Raw genomic sequence first — 20,656 nt, 5'->3', positions numbered from 1 at the left:
TCAGGGCTTGAATTTTCCCTGGCTGGCATCATCTAGTCACAAATGGCCGCCTGTCAGGCGGGGTAATTTGAGTACAATAGTGCCTTTCGGGCATATTCTTGAGGTGACTGTGGATTTTTTTGCAAACAACGCATTGTGGATTGGGCTGGCAATAGGTTCTGGCGTGATGTTGCTATTGCCGACGATCAAGCGTGGTGCTGGGGCAAGTGTCAGCGCCAGTGAAGCTGTTATCTTGATCAATCGCGCCCATGCCGTCGTGCTGGATGTGCGTGATGATGCTGAATTTGCAGCCGGGCATATTGCCGATGCCAAGCATATCCCTTTGGCACAGTTGCCAGACCGTTTGAAGGAGTTGACCCGGTTCAAGGATAAGCCGGTGCTGGTGTATTGCGAAAGTGGCGCTCGCTCTGCCAAGGCGGCTGCTATCCTAGCTAAAAATGAATTCAAGCAGGTGCAGCAATTACAGGGCGGAATCAAAGCTTGGCAGGATGCCAAGCTGCCCTTAGTGAAAGGATAGAGTGTGGCGAATATCCTCATGTACACCACTGGTACTTGCCCTTACTGCATCAATGCCGAGCGCTTGTTGCTGAGCAAGGGCGTGACCCAGATTAATAAGGTACGTGTAGACCTTGAGCCAGAGCTCAGGGTGAAAATGATGGAACAGACTGGCAGGCGCACTGTTCCACAAATTTATATCGACGATGTGCATGTGGGTGGTTTCGATGATCTACGTGCTCTCGATATGGCTGGCAAGCTGGACCCGATGCTGGCGAAGTAGTGTCATGGTTTTGTAGTACAAAACCTGCGCTGATGCGGATAGAATGACAAGCTTGAATTTTAGACGCATCTAAATATTTTATTTAATTTATATATGGGGAAGCGCTTAGCGCGACCTGAATCAAGGGAAGAGTCATGGCAGAAGAGCAGGCAGTAGCACAAGAGCAACAACCAGCATTCGGTATTGAGAAGGTCTATGTGAAGGATCTCTCACTTGAAATCCCGCATGCCCCACAGATTTTCATTCAGCGCGAAGCTCCCCAAGTTGCGATTGAGTTGAGCAATGCGATGACTCAATTGGAAGAAGGCATTTATGAAGTTGTCGTGACGGTAACGGTCACTTCCAAAATTGCTGACAAGACTGTGTTCCTGGTGGAAGTTGCGCAGGCTGGTATTTTCCAGATTCGCAACGTGCCCGAAGACAATCTCGATATCATCCTGGGTGTGACTTGCCCGAACATCATTTTCCCGTACGCACGCGAAACTATCTCCGATATCGTGACTCGTGCTGGCTTCCCACCTGTCTTGCTGAACCCTGTCAATTTTGAAGCGTTGTATGCACAGCAAAAGCAAGAACAGGCCAAGGCTAATGGCGCAACAACCCACTAAGTGGTTGCTGGCGGCGGCTCTGCTGCTGGTGCCTGCATTGGCATCAGCAGTTGAGTTCCGTTCTGTTTCCGTACCTAAGGCCGTGCTGTATGACGCGCCATCCGCACAGGGAAAAAAGGTGTTCATTCTCGGCCAGGGTTATCCCGTCGAGGTGATCGTCAATCTGGGCGACTGGATCAAGGTGCGTGATGCGCAGGGCGGCCTCAATTGGGTAGAGGCCAAGCAGTTAGCCAACAAGCGGACCGTGCTGGTCAAGGGTGGCCAGGCCGATGTGCGGCAGGCTGCCGATGCAGCGTCGATATTGCTGGGCAAGATCGACAAAGATGTTGTGCTTGATATGCTGGAATCTCCGGTCAATGGCTGGGTCAAGGTCAAGCACAGGGATGGCATGACAGGGTATGTGTTAGCTTCATCCTTGTGGGGCTTTTGATGCGGCTTTATAAGTAGTTCATGATGAAAATTTCAGTTTTAGGCGCTGGCGCCTGGGGTACGGCGCTGGCCCTGCAAATCAGCCGTCAGCATCAAGTTTCGCTCTGGACGCGTAACCAGGCGCATATCATGGATATGCAGGTGACACGTGCCAATGTGCAGTATCTTGGTGATTTTGCCTTTGGCGACCAGCTGACGGTGGAGGGAGATCTTGCTCGCGCACTGGATGGTGCAGACCTCATTGTTTCTGTCGTGCCAACCAATGGTTTCCGTAATGCCTTAAAAGACATCAAGCGCCTGGGCTGCAATGCTCCTGTGGTATGGGCATCCAAAGGCCTGGAAGCTGCTACTGCCAAGTTACCGCATGAAGTTGCGCAAGATGAGCTGGGTGATAGTCGCGATTGGGGCGTGTTGTCTGGGCCGAGTTTTGCAGCTGAGCTGGTGCGCGGCCTGCCAACAGCAGTCACGTTAGCCGCGAATAATGCAGATTTTGCTGCAAAGGCAGGTGCAATGCTGCATGGAGGTAATTTCCGTGTTTACACCAGTACTGATGTCACCGGTGTTTCGGTTGGTGGTGCGCTCAAGAACGTATTGGCGATCGCAGCCGGTATTAGCGATGGTATGCAGTGTGGCAACAATGCACGTGCAGCCTTGATTACGCGTGGCATGGCTGAAATGACGCGTTTTGGTGTGGCACTGGGCGGTGCCAAGGAAACCTTTATGGGCCTCACTGGGGCCGGTGACTTGATACTCACCTGTACCGGGCAATATTCACGGAATCGTGAAGTGGGCCTACGTCTAGCCAACGGTCAGACCTTGCAGGAAATTCTCAAGACCCTGGGCCATGTGGCTGAGGGTGTGCATACGGCGCGTGAGGTCATCAAGCGCGCCAGCCTGCTGGGTGTGGAAATGCCGATTACGCATGAGGTGGATCAGGTGCTGTCACATGGCCGCTCTCCACGGCAAGCGATGGAAAATCTGTTGAGCCGTGAGCAGAAGTCAGAGTCGTTATAATCACGACATGATTTGTACAAAAAAGCACCAGTGATGGTGCTTTTTTGTTTTTAAGGACTATTCAATGGGAGCTTGAGTCGCTGGGGTATTCTTGCACCTAATTACACTAGATGCTTATACCGCGCCAGCAAAGTCATGTTGGCGCCATGCCTCGTAAAGCAATATAGCTGCCGAGTTCGACAGATTAAGGCTGCGGCTCTCTGGCATCATGGGCAGGCGCACTCTGTGCTCGGGGGTAAATTCGGCACGAATCTCTTCTGGTAGTCCGCGGGTTTCCGGGCCAAACACAAACACATCACCAGCCTGGAACTGGATATGGTGGTGATTGGTGCTGCCTTTGGTCGTGAGTGCAAACATCCGGCGGCTTGCCAACGCTTGCTTACATGCCTCCCAGTCTTCGTGGACAACCAGGCTGGCATATTCATGGTAATCCAGCCCAGCACGCTTGAGTTGCTTGTCTTCCAGAGTAAAGCCGAGTGGTTTGACCAAATGCAGGCGCGTGCCACTATTGGCACAAAGGCGAATGATATTGCCGGTATTGGGCGGGATTTCCGGTTGGTAGAGCACGATGTCGAACATGATATATAAAGGCAAGAGTTGGTAATCAGGCGCCATTTTACATGGCAGTGGCCATGCCCTGCTTGATGTTACTCCGATACTGTTCTCGCAACCACCCAGCACTCTACATACCTTGCACCCGCTGCCTTCACCGTTTTTGCCAAGGCGTTGAGGCTGGCGCCCGTCGTCATCACATCATCCAGCAATATCACATGCTGGCCGGTCAGGTCAGCGTTACACGCAAAAGCTCCTTGCATATTCTTGATGCGTTGCTTGTAAGGCAGGCTGGCCTGCGGTGGCGTAGGTTTGATGCGATGGCAGGCCTCTAGGTGAATGGGTAAATGTAGTTGTTTGCTAATGACTTTAGCAATTTCCGCAGATTGGTTGAAGCCCCGCTCTTGCAAGCGTTGCCGGTGCAATGGCATGGGAATCAGGCAGTCGGCTGGTAATGGCTGGCTTATATGAGCAGAAAACAATACTCCCATGGTGCGTGCCAGGGTAAATAATTGTCCATATTTGTATTGTTGCAGCACTGTAGAGAGTGGAAATTGGTACTGAAACAAACTGCGCGTTGCATCAAACATGGGCGGGGCCTGCAAGCATTGCCCGCATAACAGATTGCCATTACTGGGCAGTGCACATTGGGGGCAGACATGATCAGTGTGCCAAGGCATATCGCGCAGACAGCCATCACATAGCCCTAAGGTACCGCCTTGCCGACTTGAGCAAAGCAGGCATGACTGGGGGAGTAGTGCTTCGATGAGTCCTGCAAGATGCATCGCTTGTTATTCAGTCGCAGAAGGAAGCTAAATTGTAATGCTTAATTTCTGCCTGTTGGCACATGGCTCAATATGCAGTCATGTGGCCTACCTTGCTTACTGGGTTTCTAGCTTGATGTCCTGCCAGGATTCCTTTTGTGCCTTTATCAAGGCGGAGAGTCCTGCAGGGACAACGACTAAAAATGCAATGGCCCAGAGGATCAGGATTAAATGTACGGCACTTCCGGCCATTGGAATCAATACACCCGCAAAGATCATGGAAGCAAGCAGGCAGCCTGATATGCCATAGAATCTATAACCCGCATATTGGGTATATTGCCGTACCTGCGGGCTGGGGTGCTGAATATTTGCCGAGTATACAAAAATGGAAATCCCTATCCAGATAAATAGCACAGGGAAGGCTGGCATCAGCAAAGTCGCAATGATCGAGCCTAGATTGAATATCTGGGCGCATCGCTTTTGAGATTGAGCGCTGATGGTAGGGCTTGCTTGTTGCCTCATGATCTTGATGACCGAGTAGTGATGGTCAATCAATGATGAGCGCTTTTTTAAGATAAATATAACGAAACTTATTTGAATTTATTATTTAATATTTTTATATTAAATCTTGGCGGGAAGAACGAATTCCGTATGTTGTGACCAATTGGAAGGAGCATTGGCTACGTCGTGCAATAAAGCGATATAGCTGGCGAGCTCCTGATTATGCCGTTCACGTGGATACACGAGGTATATGGGATGAGAAAATTCCGGGGTTTGCGCCACAATCTCAAATATCCCTTCATCTAGGTATTTTTGCACGACCCGGGTCCTAAAATAGCCACTGCCACCGTGCTCAAGAATATGAAAAAGTGCCAGGGGGCCAAGATTGACAGCCATGCTGGATTTCAGCCGGCCCGATAATGCGGTGTCATGCTGCAGGCGGAATTCATCTCCCCAATCAATAAAAATATAGGGTTCGGGTTGCTGCTTGGAGCGAATGCAGATGAGTTTTTCTTCCAGGATTTCCGTGACCTGCATGCCTGGCCAATAGTCAGGATGGTGAACTAGTGCTGCATCCATTGTGCCAGCGACCATTTGGCTATGAAGTTGCTTGGGGTCTGCCACAATTGCTTTTACAAATAGCGTGGGATATGTGGTTTTGAGAGCGGATGTCCAAGATAAAAGTAATGGGTTCCACAGGCTGACCTCACCCCCAATGGTGAGCATGGCATTGGTGCCCTCGGGGAACGGCAGTTCTCGACGTGCCGCTTCCCAGGTCTGGACAATCTGGCTGGCATAGGAAACAAATTTTTCGCCATGCGACGTCAGCTTTGCGCCGCTACGATTCCTGACAAACAAGATGCAGCCCAGGGCTTCTTCCAGGTTCTTGATTCGTGTGGTGACAGCAGTCTGGGTGATATGAAGCTTTTTTGCCGCATTGATAAAGCTGCCTGTACGGGTGATCTCAAGAAATGTCAGCAGTAAGTTATGATCCATGATTATAAAAAATTGATATTAAATTAATTTAAATTAGTGAATATTTTATCTATGTTAATAGCGCAATATGCTGATGCGCTACTTTCTCACATGAAATTATTTCTTACATTCATCAGAGCCTAGACTGACAGCGAGATCAATCGCTCGCCTACATAGGTGGGTGAAAATCTCCTTTAGCATGAAGTTTCATTTCAATGACTACATTAAAGGAGAACGTGATGAAGATTTTCAATAGCGCCATCGTGTCAGCTTTTCTTGTCATCTTTATGCCGAACGCACATGCGGATAATTCCGTGGATATGCCACCCGCACACAAACAAAAACATAATGTTCCTGATTCCACTGAACACGGGAATTACTTGGAGCCACAGGATCAAAGTACTAGCGGTGGAGAGCAAATGAAAGACGGTGCTGTGCCAGGTAATGCCAAGGAAAAAAGCCAGCGCTTCAAGCAACAACCTGAACAAGGTGGCACTGACGTGCAACAGAAAAAGTCTAAATAACCCAGTGCCTGTCAGGGAGGCTTTCTCGCATTAATGATTCCGTTTTGATTAATATTTAATCAGTTGTTTAATTGTTGTTGACTTGAATGTTGACAAGCTATAATCCGGGTTTTCAATTCCATTTTAATATCATGGCTACCAAAATCATCACGGCTAAGCAGCAGATGCGGGCGGCGCAAAGCTTCCCCTTCTTTTCGAGTCTTGCTGTGGTGGTACCAGTGTTGATCCCTTTCTGGATTGCCGCCTCCATTTTTACCTACTGTGCCATGGCAAACCATCCCTGTACTCGCGTGTGTGACTATCTCGTGCCCGCGGGGTATCGTTTTTATGGTTTGCTGGGCGCCTGGGTGGTACTGCTCAACTTTAGTTCCAATATGGCAGGTTGGGTGGGTGGGGGCTTGAATCTGGCCCTCATCATCTGGGCAATCAGTATCCTGGTGATCGTCCCACTGGGGGTGCGCGATATCTTGCGTGCACGCAAGGAGCCATGGCAGGAATATACCGTCGAGACAACAGAATAAAAGGAAACACATGCGAGATTCAGTGATTGATATACGTGGCCTGGACCGTGTAGAGCGTGCCAAGGTCCAAGCGCGCGTGGAGGCGCCACAGCGCTGGACTGTTGATGAAATCGTGGCACTATTTGAGTTGCCGTTTTCAGATTTGATGCACCGTGCACAATCTGTACATCGCGAGCATTTCGACCCGAATGGCGTACAAGTGAGTACGCTACTGTCGATCAAGACTGGCGGCTGTTCCGAGGATTGTGGCTATTGCCCGCAAGCGGCTCGTTATCATACTGATGTGGAAAAGCAGGACTTGATGCAACTGGAGGAAGTGCTGGCTGCGGCTCGTGCCGCCAAGGAAAATGGTGCCAGCCGCTTCTGTATGGGGGCTGCATGGCGTAGCCCAAAGCAGCGCGATCTTGAGCCAGTCTTGAACATGATTCGCGAAGTCAAGGCAATGGGCCTGGAAACCTGCGCCACGCTTGGGATGCTGAAAGATGGTCAAGCCGAACAATTGAAGGATGCTGGCCTTGATTATTACAACCATAACCTGGATACCGCGCCAGAATATTATGGTGATGTCATTACCACACGTACCTATCAGGATCGTCTGGATACGCTGGATCGCGTGCGTGAGCAAGACATCAATGTTTGCTGCGGCGGTATTATCGGCATGGGCGAATCCCGTGCGCAACGCGCTGGCTTGCTGGCTCAGCTTGCCAATATGGAGCGTCCGCCCGAGAGTGTGCCAATCAACCTGCTAACCCAGGTGGAAGGGACCCCGATGTATGGTATGGATGAGCTGGATCCTTTCGAGTTCGTACGCACGATTGCGGCTGCGCGCATCACTATGCCACAGAGCTTTGTGCGCTTATCCGCTGGCCGTCAAAGCATGCATGAAGGCATTCAGGCTTTGTGTTTCCTGGCAGGAGCTAACTCGATTTTCTACGGCGAGAAGCTGCTGACTACGGATAACCCAGAAGCCGAAACTGACCGTAAGCTCTTCGGCAAGCTCGGCATTCATCCGCTTTAATCCGCCGCATGTCTTCCATGCTGGAATCTCAGCCGGTGAAGGCAAACCCTCCATTGCTTGAAGCATTGCAGGCCGAGCTCGCCGAACGTACGAGCCTGGGTTTGCTGCGCCAGCGTCGCGTTTTAAATGGCATGCAGGGTGTGCATGTCGAGGTTGACGGTAAGCGCTTGCTCTCGTTTTGCAGCAATGATTATCTGGGATTGGCTTCACATCCTCATTTGATCGCTGCGATGCGTGATACCGCAGCGATTGCCGGGGCGGGTAGTGGGGCTTCGCATCTTGTTACCGGACACCAGCAAGCTCACGAGGCACTAGAGCAAGCCTTGCAAGCCTTGATGTGCCTGCCAGGCATTCTATTGTTCACCACCGGTTACATGGCAAATCTGGGCGTGATCACTGCGCTTTGCGGGCGCGACGATGCCATCTTTGCCGATAAGCTTAACCATTCCTCGCTCAATGATGCAGCATTGCTGTCGCGTGCGGAGCTCAAGCGCTTCCCCCATAACGACTTGAGCAGCCTGGAACGTTTGCTGGCGCAGAGCCAGGCTAGGCGTAAGCTGGTGGTGGCTGATGCTGTATTCAGCATGGATGGTGACCTGGCTCCTGTGCCTGAGTTACTCGCGCTATGTGAGCGTTACGATGCTTATTTGATGTTGGATGACGCCCATGGCTTTGGCGTGTTAGGGAGCGAAGGGCGCGGTATTCTCGAACATTTTGCGCTTGATTCGCCGCGAATTATTTACATGGCGACGTTGGGAAAGGCTGCTGGCGCGGCTGGTGCATTTGTTGCTGGCCCAAAGATATTGACCGATTACCTGATGCAAACTGCCAGGCCATATATATATACCACTGCCAGCCCGGCCCCAGTAGCTGCAGCAGCCATGGCAGGTGTGCAATTGATCCAGCAAGATCATGCACGACGTGCACATTTGCATCAGCTCATTGCCGAGTTCAGGGCCGCATGCCAATTGCAGCGCTGGCAATTGATGGCTTCTGCCACTGCCATCCAACCCATCATCATCGGCAGTAACGACGAGGCTTTGCAGGTAAGCAAGCGCTTGCTGGAGCAGGGCATTATCGTGCCAGCGATTCGCCCACCTACCGTACCCAAGGGTACGGCAAGGTTACGCATTTCCCTTTCTGCCGCGCATACGCATGAGGACATTGAGCAATTGCTGCAAGCATTACATACACTGGAAGCCACATGAGCCATCTGCATGTCGAGATCGTCGGCAAAGGCCAACCACTGGTGCTGATTCATGGCTGGGGCATGCATGGTGGCGTTTGGCAACCCTTGGTGAAAAAACTATCGCAGTCCTTCGAGCTGCACATTGTCGATTTGCCAGGCATGGGCCTAAGCCAGGAGGGAATTGCTAGTAATCTGGATGAAATGGTGGCAGCGCTGCTACCTGTCTTGCCATCACATGCACATGTACTAGGCTGGTCTTTAGGTGGTCTGGTGGCCATGCGATTGGCAGTACATTATCCTGAGCGGGTGAGTAAGCTGGTGCTGGTGGGGAGTACGCCATGTTTTATCAATACGCCATCCGGGCATCCCCAACCGTGGGAGCATGGTATTAATGCCAGCGTATTCCAGGCATTTGCGCGCCAGGTGAGCGAGGATTATGCCGCCACCCTAATCAAGTTTCTCACCTTGCAGTGTATGGGGGCACAAGATGCACGTGCCACTATCAAGGAGTTGCGCCTAGCCTTGGCTGCACGTCCTGCACCATCGCCGTTGACGCTCGAATCGGCATTGGATGTATTGCTGCAAAATGATTTACGTCCAGACCTGACTGTATTGCAGCAGCCTGTGCTGCTGGTACATGGTGATCGTGATACTTTGGCACCCGTGCAGGCGGCACATTGGTTGTCCCAGCATTTGCTTCATGCCAGCCTGCGCGTGATTGCTGGTGCAGGGCATGCTCCTTTCCTCTCTCACGCATCGCAGTTTGTCGATAGTGTGCGCGACTTTCTTCAACCCAATACAGAAGTGAACGGATGAGTGACGGTTATCGCATAGACAAATCCAGAGTGCGCGCCTCATTTGACCGTGCGGCGGGTAGCTATGATGCCGCGGCTATCTTGCAGCGCGAAGTGCGCGAGCGCATGTTGCAACGCCTTGAACTCATCAAGCTGACGCCACGCGTTATTCTCGATGCGGGCTGCGGTACTGGGCATGCCACGGTGGCACTGGGTAAGCGCTATCGCGATAGCCAGGTGATCTCGCTGGATATTGCCATGGGCATGTTGCAGCAAACCCTGGGACAGTACCCATTGATGAAGCGCATGCTTGCGCCGCTCACCGGCCAGAAACGACCTGTGGCATTATGTGCCGATATTGAAAACCTGCCGTTGCAACCTGGCAGCGTGGATTTGATCTGGTCCAACGTTGCTATCCAGTGGTGCAATGATCTGGATGCGGCTTTTGCAGGCATGGCTCGCGTGTTGCGCCCAGAGGGCTTGTTGATGTTCAGCACTTTTGGCCCTGATACACTGAAGGAGCTGCGCGCGGCTTCCAGCGATGGCAATGTGCATGTCAGCCGGTTTATCGATATGCATGATATTGGCGATGCTCTGGTGCGAGCTGGGTTTGCTGACCCCGTGCTCGATGTCGAGCGCTTTGTGCTCACTTACGATGATGTCATGGCTGTCATGCGAGACCTGAAAGCCATAGGTGCCCACAATGCTGCCGAAGGCCGTGCGCGTGGCCTGTTGGGACGGGGCTTCCTCGGGCGTCTGACAGAGGCTTATGAGCAATTCCGTCACGAAGGTAAGTTGCCCGCGACTTATGAAGTGGTATACGGCCATGCCTGGAAGGCGCAGCCGAAACAGCCAGGGTTGTCGACCGTGACCTTGCATCCGAGAAAACCAGCATGAGCAACAAGCAAGCTTACTTTGTCACTGGCACCGATACTGGTGTTGGCAAGACCATGATCAGCAGTCTGCTGGTACGCCAATTTGCCCAGCGAGGGCTACGCAGTGTGGGCATGAAGCCCGTCGCCTCAGGATGTGAGAAGCGCGATGGTCAGTTGATCTCTGAAGATGTTACCCAATTGCTGGCGGCCAGTAATGTTGATTTGCCATTGGCCTATATTAATCCCTATGCTTTTGAGCCAGCCATTGCACCGCATATCGCAGCTAAACAGGCGGGTGTGCAGATAGACCTGGATCATATCCAGTCAGCCTTCCAGCGCCTGCAGGCTTATGCTGAAGTTGTTATCGTTGAAGGGGCAGGTGGTTTTTACGTGCCACTGGATGACGAGCATGACATTGCCGACCTGGCGCTTAAGCTTGATTTGCCAGTGATACTGGTGGTCGGCATGCGCCTGGGATGTATTAACCATGCCTTGCTCACTGCAGTAGCGATCCAGCAACGCGGCCTTACCTTAGCTGGCTGGGTGGCCAATCAGGTCGATCCTGACATGGCAATGCTTGAGGAAAATTTGCAGACTTTGCGACAGCGTATGCCGGCTGCATACTTGGGGTTTGTGGCTTGGATTGGTCCGTCGCATACTACTGATATAATAGATATTGTCAGCGAGCTATTGAAATAGACTGGCTTGAGTGTGAGTGGCGATAGATAGGTTGCCGCATAAATGCCTACGATTGGTGATATAAGGCCTGTTGGTTGATGTATGCCAGCACCTTGCCAGGCAATAAGTAACGTGGAGTTTTGCCTTCCGCAAACTGTTCTCGAATCTGGGTTGCGGAAATATCCAGCGCGGTAATTTCCTGCTTCAATATTCCATTTTCTGCTTGCCTACACAGTAATTGTGCACTGGCGATTGCATGTTGTTGCGACCATTCATCTAGCGCTGTATGGCTCACAGGCAATGTCGTCCCCGGCCTGGTTGCGACCACGATATGCGCAAACTGCAACAACGCCTGCCAGCGGTGCCAACTGGTAATGCCAGCAAAAGCATCCAACCCCATCAGCAGGCAAAGTCTTGCCTGGCCTTGCAACTCTTCATTGAGCGATTGCAAGGTGTCTATAGTGTAGGAGTAGCCTTCTCGCTGTAGTTCCCGCGTATCCAGCTTGAATAGTGGATTATCGGCAATCGCAAGCGCTACCATGTCTGCTCGTTGCTGGGCCGACGTCATGGGCAGGTCACGGTGGGGCGGGGTAGCTGAGGGGATAAAGCGGACTTCTGTCAGATTCAGTCCTTCGGCCAGCTCCTGCGCCATGCGCAGGTGGCCGAAGTGGATGGGGTCGAAGGTGCCGCCCATGATGCCGATGAGCGGTAAAACCTGGGCTTGAGGGTTGTCGCCCACGTCCATCGTTATGCTGGTGAAGTGCAGGTGTGAGGGCATCAGGCCCGGACTTCTCCATCGCCCAGCACAATGTATTTCAGGCTGGTCAGGCCTTCGAGGCCAACCGGGCCACGAGCGTGCAACTTGTCGGTGGAAATGCCGATTTCGGCACCCAGGCCATATTCAAAACCATCCGCAAAGCGGGTGGAAGCGTTGACGATGACGCTGCTGGAGTCTACTTCGCGCAGGAACTGGCGGGCGCGAGTGTAGTTCTCGGTGACGATAGCTTCAGTATGTTGAGAGGAGTATTGGTTGATGTGGGCGATTGCTTCGTCCACATCGGCAACCACTTTCACCGAGATGATCGCAGCGAGAAACTCCGTGTAGTAGTCTTCTTCTGTGGCTGGTTTGGCCTGCGGCACCAGTGTACGGGTCTCGTTGCAACCACGAATTTCCACACCTTTGCTGACCAGCATCGCAGCCAATGCTGGCAAGGCTTCTTGTGCAATGCTGCGCGCTACTAATAGCGACTCAGCGGTATTGCAGGTGCCCAGACGCTGGGTCTTGGAGTTTTCCAGGATACGCAAGGCCTTATCAAGGTCGGCACTTTCGTCGACATAAATATGGCAATTACCGTCCAGGTGTTTGATCACGGGAATGCGTGCTTCGTTGGAGATGCGCTCGATCAGGCCCTTGCCGCCACGTGGCACGATGACATCAACGTATTCTTTCATGGTGATAAGCTCACCTACGGCAGCGCGGTCAGTGGTAGCGACGACTTGTACTGCTGTCGCAGGTAGCCCCGCAGCAGCGAGACCTTCGTGTACGATGGCTGCCAGGGCGCGATTGCACTGGATGGCTTCGGAGCCGCCCCGCAGGATGGCAGCATTACCAGATTTGATACAGAGGCCAGCAGCGTCTACAGTGACGTTGGGGCGCGCTTCATAGATGATGCCGATCACGCCCAGCGGCACACGCATTTTGCCAATTTGAATGCCGGAAGGACGATATTTGAAGTCGGACATTTCGCCAATAGGGTCTGGCAGGCTGGCAATCTGCTCCAGGCCTTCGGCCATGGTGGTGATGCCTTTTTCACTCAATACCAGGCGGTCCAGCATGGCAGGCTCCAGGCCATTGTTGCGCGCGGCTTCCAGATCGGCGGCATTGGCTGTCAGCAACGTGTCACGCTCACGGCGAATGGCCGTGGCAATTGCGCGCAAGGCCTTGTTCTTGGTGTCTGTATCAGCGCGAGCCATGGCGCGGGAGGCAGCACGTGCCTCCATGCCAAGCTGTTGCATATAGTGTTTGATGTCTTCCATTCTTGCCTCTATGCCTATTATTTCCTGCTGCCTATGCGTGCCAGGCCAAAGCACAAGCGCGAGATTTCCAGCCATGGATCCTGGTTCAACAAGCCTTTGCCCGCTTTGTCGATTTCCGCCAGTTTCTGTAGCGCTGCTTCTAGTTGGCGCATATTCAGGCGAGATAGCGCTCGTTTAACCAGGTTTTGCCTATCACCATAAATCCTGGCCTGCTGCATGGCACTGCTGACGTTGCTGCCCTGGGTTTCAGCATATTTTACCTTGATTAGTCCGCGCAAGACCCAGGCCAGTGCACTCATGATAGCCACTGGCTGCGCACCTTCATCGCGTAAGCCATGCAGGATGCGTACAGCATGTTCGCTGTCGCCGCTCAAGACTGCATCGCCCAATTGGAAAGCATCATAACGCGATACATTGAGTACGGCTTCCCTTACTTTGCTGCCGTCCAGTGCTCCCTCGGGATAAAGTAGCCCCAATTTCTGGATTTCCTGATGGGCGGCCAGCAGATTGCCTTCCACCTGATGTGCAAGAAACTCCAGTGTTTCCTGGTCGGTATGCTGTCCTTGCTGGGAGAGGCGGGAAGCAATCCACTGTGGCAATGCCGATGGTGCAACCTCATGTAGCGCAAGCGAGACGCCGTGATTTTCCAGTGCCGCAAACCAGGCGCTGTTCTTGGCATCGCGTTCCAGCTTGGGCAGGATAATGATGGTGACGGTGTCTGGGATAGGCTCCATCGCAAGGGCTTGCAGCACCTTACCACCATCTACACCAGGCTTGCCGGAAGGAATGACGATTTCGAGGATGCGGCGGCTGGCAAACAGGGAAATGGATTGGCCAAAGGCAGTCACTTGCTGCCAGTTGAAGTTACGCTCAACAGTCAGGCGGGTACGTTCGTCATGCCCTGCGGCGCGCGCTGTGGCACGGATGGCATCCAGGCTTTCGCGCTGGGCGAGTGGCTCATCGCCCATGAGCACATATAGCGGTGCCAGGCCTTGGGCGAGGTGACGCTCCAGCTCCTGTGGCTTGAGCCTCATTCCACGGTGTCGTCCAGCGGCGATTTTAAGTCTGCAGCGCGAGGCTTGCCTTGAACCGGTTTGACCACCATCAGGCGACGCAATAGTTCGCGCACTGCATCGTCTTTCATGTCGTTGTAAAGCCGTTCCTGCTCAAGCTGTTTCGCCAGTAATTGCGAGTCATCATAAGTAATCTCGCGCCTGCCCTTGATCGTTTGTACCTCGCCCCAGGTTTCACTGGAAGGATCGCGCAGGCGAAAATTGACGGTGTAGAACAGCTCGTATTCACGCACCAGGCCGCGTCCGCTCAAGGATAAGATGCGTTGTTCCTGCGCTTCGCTCATGATTTCCAGCAGGAGTTCAGCCTGATCCTTGGCACTGACAATCTTGACGCCATTCACCGCGAGTGAGCGCTTGAATGGCTTGGAAATTGAGATCGTCGGCCCTTGTATGTACAGGGTGTGGAACTTGAGGTCGGCAACGCCCCGCATCTGGAAGCCACAGGCTGTCAGGGCCAATAGCATGGCAAGCAGAATCCAGCGGGTAGCGCGCATATACATGGTTTATCCTACGACGATGTTGACGAGTTTGTTGGGTACGACAATGATCTTACGCACGCTGCCTTCGGCCAGGTATTTCTGGATGCTTTCCTGTTGTACCGCCAGTGCTTCAATGGCTGCCTTATCCAGCGTACGGGCGACGGTCATGCTGCCACGCAGTTTGCCATTGACTTGCAGCATCAGTTCAATCTCATCCTGCACCATGGCAGCCTTGTTGGCAACTGGCCAGCGAGTATCAAGCAGTTGGCTATTGGGACGTAGCTCTTGCCAGAGCGTATGGCTGATGTGCGGCACGATAGGCGAAAGCAATAGCACGACATTTTCCAGCGTTTCTTGGCGGATGGCACGCGTGATGGTGTCGTCGCCTTCCAGCTTGGCATAGGCGTTCATGAGTTCCATCACCGCGGCGATTGCCGTGTTGAAGGAGTGGCGGCGACCATAGTCATCACTGACCTTGTCGATCGTCTGATGCAATTGGCGGCGGAAGGCCTTGAGTTCGGCAGATAGTTCGCCGGTGCTGAAAGCCGTTGTGATACCGGCTTCTACATGCGAGGCGACAGCAGCCCAGACGCGCTTGAGGAAGCGGTGCGCGCCCTCGACACCCGCATCGGACCACTCCAGGCTTTGCTCGGGTGGTGCTGCAAACATCATGAACAGGCGTGCGGTATCCGCACCGTAATTGTCGATCAACTCCTGCGGGTCTACCGTATTGCCCTTGGACTTGGACATTTTGCTGCCGTCCTTCAATACCATGCCTTGCGTCAGCAACTTAGTGAAGGGTTCATCATGCTGGATCAGGCCGACATCGCGCATCAGCTTGTTGAAGAAGCGTGCATAGAGCAAGTGCAGGATGGCATGCTCGATGCCGCCGATGTATTGATCAACAGGCAGCCAGTAGTTGGCGCGCTCATCCACCATGCCGTTGCTGGCATCAAAGCTCGCGTAACGGGCAAAATACCATGAGGACTCGACGAAGGTATCCATGGTGTCGGTCTCACGCGTGGCTTTCTCGCCGCAGCTTGGACAAGTAGTGTCGTAAAACCCAGGGTCTTTCTTGATCGGCGAGCCGACGCCATCCATGACGACATCTTCCGGCAAGACAACAGGCAGCTGATCTGCTGGCACAGGCACTTCACCGCAGCTTGGGCAATGCACGATAGGGATAGGGCAACCCCAGTAACGTTGGCGCGAGATGCCCCAATCACGCAGGCGATATTGCGTACGCTTGTTGCCAAGGTTCTTCGCAGCCAATGCCGTAGCGATGGCATCGCTGGCCTGGTTGAAGTCGAGACCGTTGAAGTCAGCAGAGTCAAATAGAATCCCATGCTCGGTATAGGCTGCTTGTAAGGGCAGCTCCAATTCGCCATGAGCAGGCTTGATGACAGTCTTGATTGGCAACTTGTACTTGCTGGCAAATTCAAAATCGCGCTCGTCATGCGCTGGTACGGCCATCACTGCACCTTCGCCATAGCTGATAAGCACGTAGTTGGCGACCCATACTGGTAGTTGCTCGCCAGTGATCGGGTGCAGTACGAACAGGCCGGAGGCCATGCCCTTTTTCTCGGCGGTGGCCAGGTCGGCTTCGGCAACGCTGCCTCGCTTGCATTCGTCGATAAAGGCTTGTAACTCGGGGTTGTTTTTGGCGGCTTCTGTGGCTAGCGCGTGTTCTGCTGCAACGGCAACGTAAGTTGCACCCATGAGCGTATCAGGGCGAGTGGTGTAGACCTTGAGCGTACCTTCACCGGTGGCGAGTGGGAACTCCACTTCGCAGCCATAGCTCTTGCCGATCCAGTTGCGTTGCATGGTCTTGACCTGCTCGGGCCAACCTTCCAGTGTGTCGAGGTCTGCCAGCAGTTCTTCCGCATAGGCGGTAATTTTCATGAAGTATTGCGGGATGTCGCGCTTTTCAACCAGCGCACCAGAGCGCCAGCCGCGACCATCAATCACTTGTTCATTCGCCAGCACGGTTTGGTCGACTGGGTCCCAATTGACGGTTGCAGTTTTCTTGTAGATCAGGCCTTTTTTATAAAGCTCGGTAAATAGCCATTGTTCCCAGCGGTAATAGTCTGGTTTGCAAGTCGCGATCTCACGCTGCCAATCTACGGCCAAGCCCAGGCTTTTGAGCTGGCCTTTCATATGTTCAATATTGCTATAGGTCCAGCCTGCTGGTGCGACATTGTTCTTGATCGCGGCATTCTCGGCAGGCAAGCCGAAAGCATCCCAGCCCATGGGTTGCATGACGTTAAAACCACGCATGCGATGGAAGCGGCTCAGTACATCACCAATCGTGTAGTTGCGCACATGCCCCATGTGTAGCCTGCCAGATGGATAGGGGAACATGGACAGGCAATAGTACTTGGGCTTATCGGACTGCTCCGTGGCCGCGAAAGTGGCATTGGATTCCCAATAGGATTGCGCTTGTTGCTCGATTTCACGGAATGGATACTGCTGCTGCATGATGGTGGTCTGGGTAAAAATTCGGAAAGCAAAATTATACCTGAAGCGGCAGTATTTTCCCGAGACAAGCGCGAGCATCTAATGAGATAGGTGGCATGCATGAATGAAAGTGTAGCCGTGCATGGCTGATGGCTATCGAAGTGTTAAGCACTTTGTTTTGCATAATGTAATTTGCAAATAAGCGTGATGGTAAAGTCAATGCAGGAATTGGGGTGTTGCTTTTTTTGGAGCTGTCAGGATTATGTAAGCATTGATTTTTTTGAAAGGTTTGATACGCCTTGGCTTAAGGTGGGTAATCTATTTTTTACAAAAATTTAACATTTTTTAGTAAAAATAAATTAAAGAAACTCTTTTTAAATGCCGTTGGGACATGAGTGTGTTCAGTCATTTATAAAGGGGGACGATGTTGGATCAGGAGTCCATATTAGAGGTGTTGATGTTTACCCTGGGAGGGGAGCACTACGGCATCAATATCCTGAGTGTGCAGGAAATTCGTGGTTATGAGCAGGTGACGCAGATCGCCAATGCGCCTGAATACCTCAAGGGTATCGTCAATTTGCGCGGCATTATTGTGCCGATTGTCGATATGCGTATCTGGTTTGGCCAGCTTGAACCTACATATAACCAGAATACGGTGGTGATCGTATTGAATCTGGAAGAGCGCATTATCGGCATGGTGGTGGATAGTGTGTCTGATGTGATGGCACTTGATGCTGGCCAGATCAAAGGGCCACCAGCTATGGGTGCCGCAATGGAAGCTACATTCCTGCTTGGGGTAGCAACTGTGGATGAACTCACAGTCATGCTATTGAGCATCGACAAGCTTATGACCTCAGTGGCATTGGGCAGTGCCATTCAGCAAGTGTCGGCATAAGTAAGAACAATAAAAGGAGAAACAACTATGAAGTTTGCAGATTTGAACATTGGAGTGCGTTTGGGGGTCGGCTTCTCGGTGATTTTGGTGTTGATGGCGATCATGGCTACAGTTGGCTTGACTAGGATTTCTGCTGTTGGTGCCACTGCACAAAAGATGGCGGATGAAGATTTGGTCAAAGAGCGTTTGGCAACGCAGTGGTTTGGGAACGTGAAGGAAAATGGCGTCAGGACGCTAGCGTTCCTGAAAGTTAGTGATCCGGCAACGTTGGAGCGCTATAGAAAACAGATGCAGGAAACAATCGCGGTCAATGCTGCATTGGTGCAAAAGCTGGAGCCCATGCTGCAAAGTGCAGACGGCAAACAAAAAATGGCGACAGCGCTAGCAAAGCGCGATGCATTCAATACCTTACGCAACAAGTTGGTTGATATGCGCGAGCACAATGTGGATCAGGCTACGCTAGATCAAATCGTGGAAAATGAGTTTCTACCGGCCCGCCAAGCTTTTTACGACAGCATGGATGATATTGTAGATTTCCAGCGAGAGGTCTTGAATGCTGCTAATGCTGATATCCAAAGTGTCAAGTATTCCAGCAGCTTGATATTGGCCATATTGGCGGTGGTGTCAATTTTGGTGGGGGCGATGTCTGCATGGCGCTTGGCATTAGGTATCACCCGTCCTTTAGGCAGAGCGGTAGAGGTGGCGGAGACAGTGGCAGCGGGAGACTTGACGACTTCTGTTGCGGTGCATTCCAAGGATGAAATCGGTCAGTTGCTTCAGGCCTTGAAGAAAATGAATGACAACTTGGCGGGGATTGTCGGTGAGGTGCGTACTGGTACAGAAACGATTGCCACAGCTTCCTCACAGATCGCTTCGGGTAATCTGGATTTGTCATCTCGTACCGAGGAGCAGGCCAGCTCCCTTGAGGAGACGGCTTCAGCGATGGAGGAACTTACTTCCACCGTGAAGCAGAATGCAGACAATGCGCAGCAGGCTAATCAACTGGCTGCATCTGCCTCTGGCGTAGCGGTGCAAGGTGGGCAGGTGGTCGAGCAGGTTATTTCTACCATGCAGTCCATCAGTGATTCCTCAAAGCGGATTGCAGATATTATCGGCGTGATCGACGGAATTGCTTTCCAGACCAATATCCTTGCATTGAACGCCGCAGTGGAGGCAGCCCGCGCTGGCGAGCAAGGGCGCGGTTTCGCTGTGGTGGCAAGTGAGGTGCGCAATTTGGCGCAGCGCTCTGCCAATGCTGCCAAGGAAATTAAGAGCTTGATCACAGATTCCGTGGAAAGTGTGGAGGTAGGGAGCAAGTTGGTCGAGCAGGCTGGAGCAACCATGCGCGAAGTGGTGAACAGCGTGCAACGTGTCACAGATATTGTTAGTGAGATCAGCGCTGCCAGCCATGAGCAGAGCACGGGCATTGAGCAAGTCAACCAGGCGATTGGCCAGATGGATGAAGTGACACAGCAGAATGCTGCATTGGTGGAAGAGGCGGCAGCGGCTTCGCAGTCGCTACAGGATCAGGCGGCTAGCTTGGCACAGGCGGTGAGCGTGTTCAAGGTCAGTCATGTTCAGGCTCGGGCAGTAGCCCCGCGTGCAGCCAGCAAACCTCAACCTGTTGTGGCTAAGTCTAAAGTCTCTAAGTCAGCACCGCCTGTAAAAGCAGTGGCATCTTTAATGCCTGCGAGTGCAGGCTCCGCAGATGAGTGGGCTGAGTTTTAGTTAGCGACCCGTTGGCATAAAAAAAGCCGAACCATCATGGTTCGGCTTTTTTATTAGTGGCAGGTTTGCTTAGGTGGATTATGTACCTAAATTATTTAGATGAATTATTTACCTAAGGCTTGCAGTACCTGCGCACGGATATTGCTGACTTCGCCCAGGCCTGTGATTCGGACATACTTGGGGGCCTTGGCGCTGGCTTCAGCAGCCCATGTTGAGTAGTAGTCCACCAGTGGCTTGGTCTGGCTGTGGTATACCTCCAGGCGCTTGGCGACTGTTTCTTCCTTGTCATCATCGCGTTGTACCAGGTCTTCACCGGTGACATCATCCTTGCCTGCAACCTTGGGTGGGTTGAACACCACGTGGTAGGTGCGGCCAGAAGGCAGGTGAGTGCGGCGACCGCTCATGCGCTTGATGATTTCTTCATCAGGCACATCAATTTCAACCACATAGTCAATGTCCACACCGGCTTGCTTCATTGCTTCGGCTTGGGGGATGGTGCGTGGGAAACCGTCAAACAGGAAACCTTGCTGGCAATCTGCATCCTTGATGCGTTCCTTGACCAGGCCGATGATCACGTCATCGGGCACCAGGCCACCGGAATCCATATAGCGCTTGGCTTCCAGGCCAAGCTGGGTGCCCGCTTTTACTGCGGCGCGCAGCATGTCGCCGGTGGAAATTTGTGGGATGTTGAATGCTTCCTTGATGAAGGTGGCCTGGGTGCCCTTACCTGCACCTGGTGCGCCTAATAGTATGACTCTCATGTGGTC

24 protein-coding genes and 1 pseudogene are annotated in these 20,656 nt (G+C 52.6%); 14 read left to right on the top strand and 11 right to left on the bottom strand.

Annotated features, from left to right (window positions below; all coding sequences use genetic code 11):
- Positions 1–109 precede the first annotated feature (109 nt).
- The 5 genes from LG202_RS13395 to LG202_RS13375 all read left to right on the top strand — a co-directional run bounded on the left by LG202_RS13395 (position 110) and on the right by LG202_RS13375 (position 2,829).
- Complete coding sequence (locus tag LG202_RS13395) at positions 110–517, top strand: rhodanese-like domain-containing protein (protein WP_230349017.1); 408 nt, start codon at positions 110–112, stop codon at positions 515–517.
- 3 nt (positions 518–520) lie between these two features.
- Positions 521–778 (top strand): glutaredoxin 3, encoded by a 258-nt coding sequence (gene grxC, locus LG202_RS13390; protein ID WP_230348883.1) that lies wholly within the window; start codon positions 521–523, stop codon positions 776–778.
- Positions 779–912: 134 nt separating this feature from the next.
- Positions 913–1,386: a protein-export chaperone SecB gene (gene secB / locus LG202_RS13385; RefSeq protein WP_230348882.1), complete on the top strand. Its 474-nt coding sequence runs from the start codon at positions 913–915 to the stop codon at positions 1,384–1,386.
- The gene (locus LG202_RS13380) at positions 1,367–1,816 is read left to right on the top strand and encodes an SH3 domain-containing protein (protein ID WP_230348881.1); all 450 of its coding nucleotides are present in this window, start codon (positions 1,367–1,369) and stop codon (positions 1,814–1,816) included. The genes secB and LG202_RS13380 overlap by 20 nt, the downstream gene beginning before the upstream one ends.
- A 20-nt stretch (positions 1,817–1,836) precedes the next feature.
- Positions 1,837–2,829 carry an NAD(P)H-dependent glycerol-3-phosphate dehydrogenase gene (locus LG202_RS13375; RefSeq protein ID WP_230348880.1) on the top strand — a complete coding sequence of 331 codons (993 nt, stop codon included), beginning with the start codon at positions 1,837–1,839 and terminating at the stop codon, positions 2,827–2,829.
- Positions 2,830–2,943: 114 nt separating this feature from the next.
- Here LG202_RS13375 and trmL read toward each other — a convergent pair whose 3' ends face one another.
- The 5 genes and pseudogenes from trmL to LG202_RS13350 all read right to left on the bottom strand — a co-directional run bounded on the left by trmL (position 2,944) and on the right by LG202_RS13350 (position 5,642).
- Entirely contained in the window at positions 2,944–3,408 is a 465-nt protein-coding gene (gene trmL, locus LG202_RS13370) for a tRNA (uridine(34)/cytosine(34)/5-carboxymethylaminomethyluridine(34)-2'-O)-methyltransferase TrmL (protein WP_230349016.1), read from the bottom strand.
- Between the two features lie 68 nt (positions 3,409–3,476).
- Complete coding sequence (locus tag LG202_RS13365) at positions 3,477–3,971, bottom strand: ComF family protein (RefSeq protein WP_230349015.1); 495 nt, start codon at positions 3,969–3,971, stop codon at positions 3,477–3,479.
- A 24-nt stretch (positions 3,972–3,995) separates the two neighbouring features.
- Positions 3,996–4,166: pseudogene (locus LG202_RS13360) on the bottom strand (double zinc ribbon domain-containing protein); the annotation flags it as partial.
- Between the two features lie 96 nt (positions 4,167–4,262).
- Positions 4,263–4,667, bottom strand: coding sequence for a hypothetical protein (locus tag LG202_RS13355; RefSeq protein ID WP_230348879.1), 405 nt, complete (start codon positions 4,665–4,667; stop codon positions 4,263–4,265).
- 99 nt (positions 4,668–4,766) lie between these two features.
- Positions 4,767–5,642: a LysR family transcriptional regulator gene (locus LG202_RS13350; RefSeq protein WP_230348878.1), complete on the bottom strand. Its 876-nt coding sequence runs from the start codon at positions 5,640–5,642 to the stop codon at positions 4,767–4,769.
- 218 nt (positions 5,643–5,860) lie between these two features.
- Here LG202_RS13350 and LG202_RS13345 point away from each other — a divergent pair, with 218 nt between their 5' ends.
- From LG202_RS13345 to bioD, 7 genes are all read left to right on the top strand, one after another.
- Positions 5,861–6,145 (top strand): hypothetical protein, encoded by a 285-nt coding sequence (locus tag LG202_RS13345; protein ID WP_230348877.1) that lies wholly within the window; start codon positions 5,861–5,863, stop codon positions 6,143–6,145.
- 131 nt (positions 6,146–6,276) lie between these two features.
- Entirely contained in the window at positions 6,277–6,666 is a 390-nt protein-coding gene (locus LG202_RS13340; protein ID WP_230348876.1) for a hypothetical protein, read from the top strand.
- 10 nt (positions 6,667–6,676) lie between these two features.
- Positions 6,677–7,684, top strand: a complete 1,008-nt coding sequence (bioB, locus tag LG202_RS13335; protein WP_230348875.1) for a biotin synthase BioB — start codon at positions 6,677–6,679, stop codon at positions 7,682–7,684.
- Positions 7,685–7,692: 8 nt separating this feature from the next.
- A complete protein-coding gene (bioF, locus tag LG202_RS13330) occupies positions 7,693–8,892 on the top strand; it encodes an 8-amino-7-oxononanoate synthase (protein WP_230348874.1) in 1,200 nt (399 codons plus the stop codon).
- A complete protein-coding gene (gene bioH, locus LG202_RS13325; protein WP_230348873.1) occupies positions 8,889–9,689 on the top strand; it encodes a pimeloyl-ACP methyl ester esterase BioH in 801 nt (266 codons plus the stop codon). The genes bioF and bioH overlap by 4 nt, the downstream gene beginning before the upstream one ends.
- Complete coding sequence (gene bioC, locus LG202_RS13320; protein WP_230348872.1) at positions 9,686–10,564, top strand: malonyl-ACP O-methyltransferase BioC; 879 nt, start codon at positions 9,686–9,688, stop codon at positions 10,562–10,564. Before bioH ends, bioC begins: the two co-directional genes overlap by 4 nt.
- The gene (bioD, locus tag LG202_RS13315; RefSeq protein ID WP_230348871.1) at positions 10,561–11,241 is read left to right on the top strand and encodes a dethiobiotin synthase; all 681 of its coding nucleotides are present in this window, start codon (positions 10,561–10,563) and stop codon (positions 11,239–11,241) included. Before bioC ends, bioD begins: the two co-directional genes overlap by 4 nt.
- A 46-nt stretch (positions 11,242–11,287) precedes the next feature.
- Here bioD and nadD read toward each other — a convergent pair whose 3' ends face one another.
- From nadD to leuS, 5 genes are read right to left on the bottom strand one after another with little or no spacing between them, the layout of a single operon-like run.
- A complete protein-coding gene (nadD, locus tag LG202_RS13310; protein WP_230348870.1) occupies positions 11,288–11,998 on the bottom strand; it encodes a nicotinate-nucleotide adenylyltransferase in 711 nt (236 codons plus the stop codon).
- Positions 11,998–13,257 (bottom strand): glutamate-5-semialdehyde dehydrogenase, encoded by a 1,260-nt coding sequence (locus tag LG202_RS13305; RefSeq protein WP_230348869.1) that lies wholly within the window; start codon positions 13,255–13,257, stop codon positions 11,998–12,000. Before LG202_RS13305 ends, nadD begins: the two co-directional genes overlap by 1 nt.
- 17 nt (positions 13,258–13,274) lie before the next feature.
- Positions 13,275–14,291 carry a DNA polymerase III subunit delta gene (gene holA, locus LG202_RS13300; protein WP_230348868.1) on the bottom strand — a complete coding sequence of 339 codons (1,017 nt, stop codon included), beginning with the start codon at positions 14,289–14,291 and terminating at the stop codon, positions 13,275–13,277.
- Positions 14,288–14,830 (bottom strand): LPS-assembly lipoprotein LptE, encoded by a 543-nt coding sequence (locus LG202_RS13295; protein ID WP_230348867.1) that lies wholly within the window; start codon positions 14,828–14,830, stop codon positions 14,288–14,290. Before LG202_RS13295 ends, holA begins: the two co-directional genes overlap by 4 nt.
- A gap of 3 nt (positions 14,831–14,833) precedes the next feature.
- On the bottom strand, positions 14,834–17,287 hold the full coding sequence (gene leuS / locus LG202_RS13290) for a leucine--tRNA ligase (protein WP_230348866.1): 2,454 nt from the start codon (positions 17,285–17,287) through the stop codon (positions 14,834–14,836).
- A gap of 403 nt (positions 17,288–17,690) precedes the next feature.
- Here leuS and LG202_RS13285 point away from each other — a divergent pair, with 403 nt between their 5' ends.
- Positions 17,691–18,161, top strand: coding sequence for a chemotaxis protein CheW (locus tag LG202_RS13285; protein ID WP_230348865.1), 471 nt, complete (start codon positions 17,691–17,693; stop codon positions 18,159–18,161).
- Positions 18,162–18,188: 27 nt separating this feature from the next.
- Positions 18,189–19,889 carry a methyl-accepting chemotaxis protein gene (locus LG202_RS13280; protein ID WP_230348864.1) on the top strand — a complete coding sequence of 567 codons (1,701 nt, stop codon included), beginning with the start codon at positions 18,189–18,191 and terminating at the stop codon, positions 19,887–19,889.
- Between the two features lie 104 nt (positions 19,890–19,993).
- On the opposite strand, the gene adk is transcribed toward LG202_RS13280, so the two are convergent.
- Positions 19,994–20,650, bottom strand: a complete 657-nt coding sequence (gene adk / locus LG202_RS13275) for an adenylate kinase (protein WP_230348863.1) — start codon at positions 20,648–20,650, stop codon at positions 19,994–19,996.
- Positions 20,651–20,656 lie beyond the last annotated feature (6 nt).

The organism is Methylobacillus methanolivorans (assembly GCF_054588515.1).
Note: the sequence above shows the minus strand (reverse complement) of the source record. Positions and strands in the feature narration are given on the sequence as shown.

What these genes read in the sequence shown, in the direction of transcription:
- LG202_RS13365 (WP_230349015.1), bottom strand. Translation starts at nt 3,971, where the DNA reads ATGTTTGATGCAACGCGCAGTTTGTTTCAGTACCAATTTCCACTCTCT.
- LG202_RS13345 (WP_230348877.1), top strand. Translation starts at nt 5,861, where the DNA reads ATGAAGATTTTCAATAGCGCCATCGTGTCAGCTTTTCTTGTCATCTTT.
- bioC (WP_230348872.1), top strand. Translation starts at nt 9,686, where the DNA reads ATGAGTGACGGTTATCGCATAGACAAATCCAGAGTGCGCGCCTCATTT.
- bioB (WP_230348875.1), top strand. Translation starts at nt 6,677, where the DNA reads ATGCGAGATTCAGTGATTGATATACGTGGCCTGGACCGTGTAGAGCGT.
- LG202_RS13380 (WP_230348881.1), top strand. Translation starts at nt 1,367, where the DNA reads ATGGCGCAACAACCCACTAAGTGGTTGCTGGCGGCGGCTCTGCTGCTG.
- LG202_RS13295 (WP_230348867.1), bottom strand. Translation starts at nt 14,830, where the DNA reads ATGTATATGCGCGCTACCCGCTGGATTCTGCTTGCCATGCTATTGGCC.
- LG202_RS13305 (WP_230348869.1), bottom strand. Translation starts at nt 13,257, where the DNA reads ATGGAAGACATCAAACACTATATGCAACAGCTTGGCATGGAGGCACGT.
- secB (WP_230348882.1), top strand. Translation starts at nt 913, where the DNA reads ATGGCAGAAGAGCAGGCAGTAGCACAAGAGCAACAACCAGCATTCGGT.
- LG202_RS13285 (WP_230348865.1), top strand. Translation starts at nt 17,691, where the DNA reads ATGTTGGATCAGGAGTCCATATTAGAGGTGTTGATGTTTACCCTGGGA.
- adk (WP_230348863.1), bottom strand. Translation starts at nt 20,650, where the DNA reads ATGAGAGTCATACTATTAGGCGCACCAGGTGCAGGTAAGGGCACCCAG.
- bioF (WP_230348874.1), top strand. Translation starts at nt 7,693, where the DNA reads ATGTCTTCCATGCTGGAATCTCAGCCGGTGAAGGCAAACCCTCCATTG.
- LG202_RS13340 (WP_230348876.1), top strand. Translation starts at nt 6,277, where the DNA reads ATGGCTACCAAAATCATCACGGCTAAGCAGCAGATGCGGGCGGCGCAA.
- LG202_RS13355 (WP_230348879.1), bottom strand. Translation starts at nt 4,667, where the DNA reads ATGAGGCAACAAGCAAGCCCTACCATCAGCGCTCAATCTCAAAAGCGA.
- nadD (WP_230348870.1), bottom strand. Translation starts at nt 11,998, where the DNA reads ATGCCCTCACACCTGCACTTCACCAGCATAACGATGGACGTGGGCGAC.
- LG202_RS13375 (WP_230348880.1), top strand. Translation starts at nt 1,837, where the DNA reads ATGATGAAAATTTCAGTTTTAGGCGCTGGCGCCTGGGGTACGGCGCTG.
- holA (WP_230348868.1), bottom strand. Translation starts at nt 14,291, where the DNA reads ATGAGGCTCAAGCCACAGGAGCTGGAGCGTCACCTCGCCCAAGGCCTG.
- bioH (WP_230348873.1), top strand. Translation starts at nt 8,889, where the DNA reads ATGAGCCATCTGCATGTCGAGATCGTCGGCAAAGGCCAACCACTGGTG.
- LG202_RS13350 (WP_230348878.1), bottom strand. Translation starts at nt 5,642, where the DNA reads ATGGATCATAACTTACTGCTGACATTTCTTGAGATCACCCGTACAGGC.
- LG202_RS13280 (WP_230348864.1), top strand. Translation starts at nt 18,189, where the DNA reads ATGAAGTTTGCAGATTTGAACATTGGAGTGCGTTTGGGGGTCGGCTTC.
- bioD (WP_230348871.1), top strand. Translation starts at nt 10,561, where the DNA reads ATGAGCAACAAGCAAGCTTACTTTGTCACTGGCACCGATACTGGTGTT.
- trmL (WP_230349016.1), bottom strand. Translation starts at nt 3,408, where the DNA reads ATGTTCGACATCGTGCTCTACCAACCGGAAATCCCGCCCAATACCGGC.
- leuS (WP_230348866.1), bottom strand. Translation starts at nt 17,287, where the DNA reads ATGCAGCAGCAGTATCCATTCCGTGAAATCGAGCAACAAGCGCAATCC.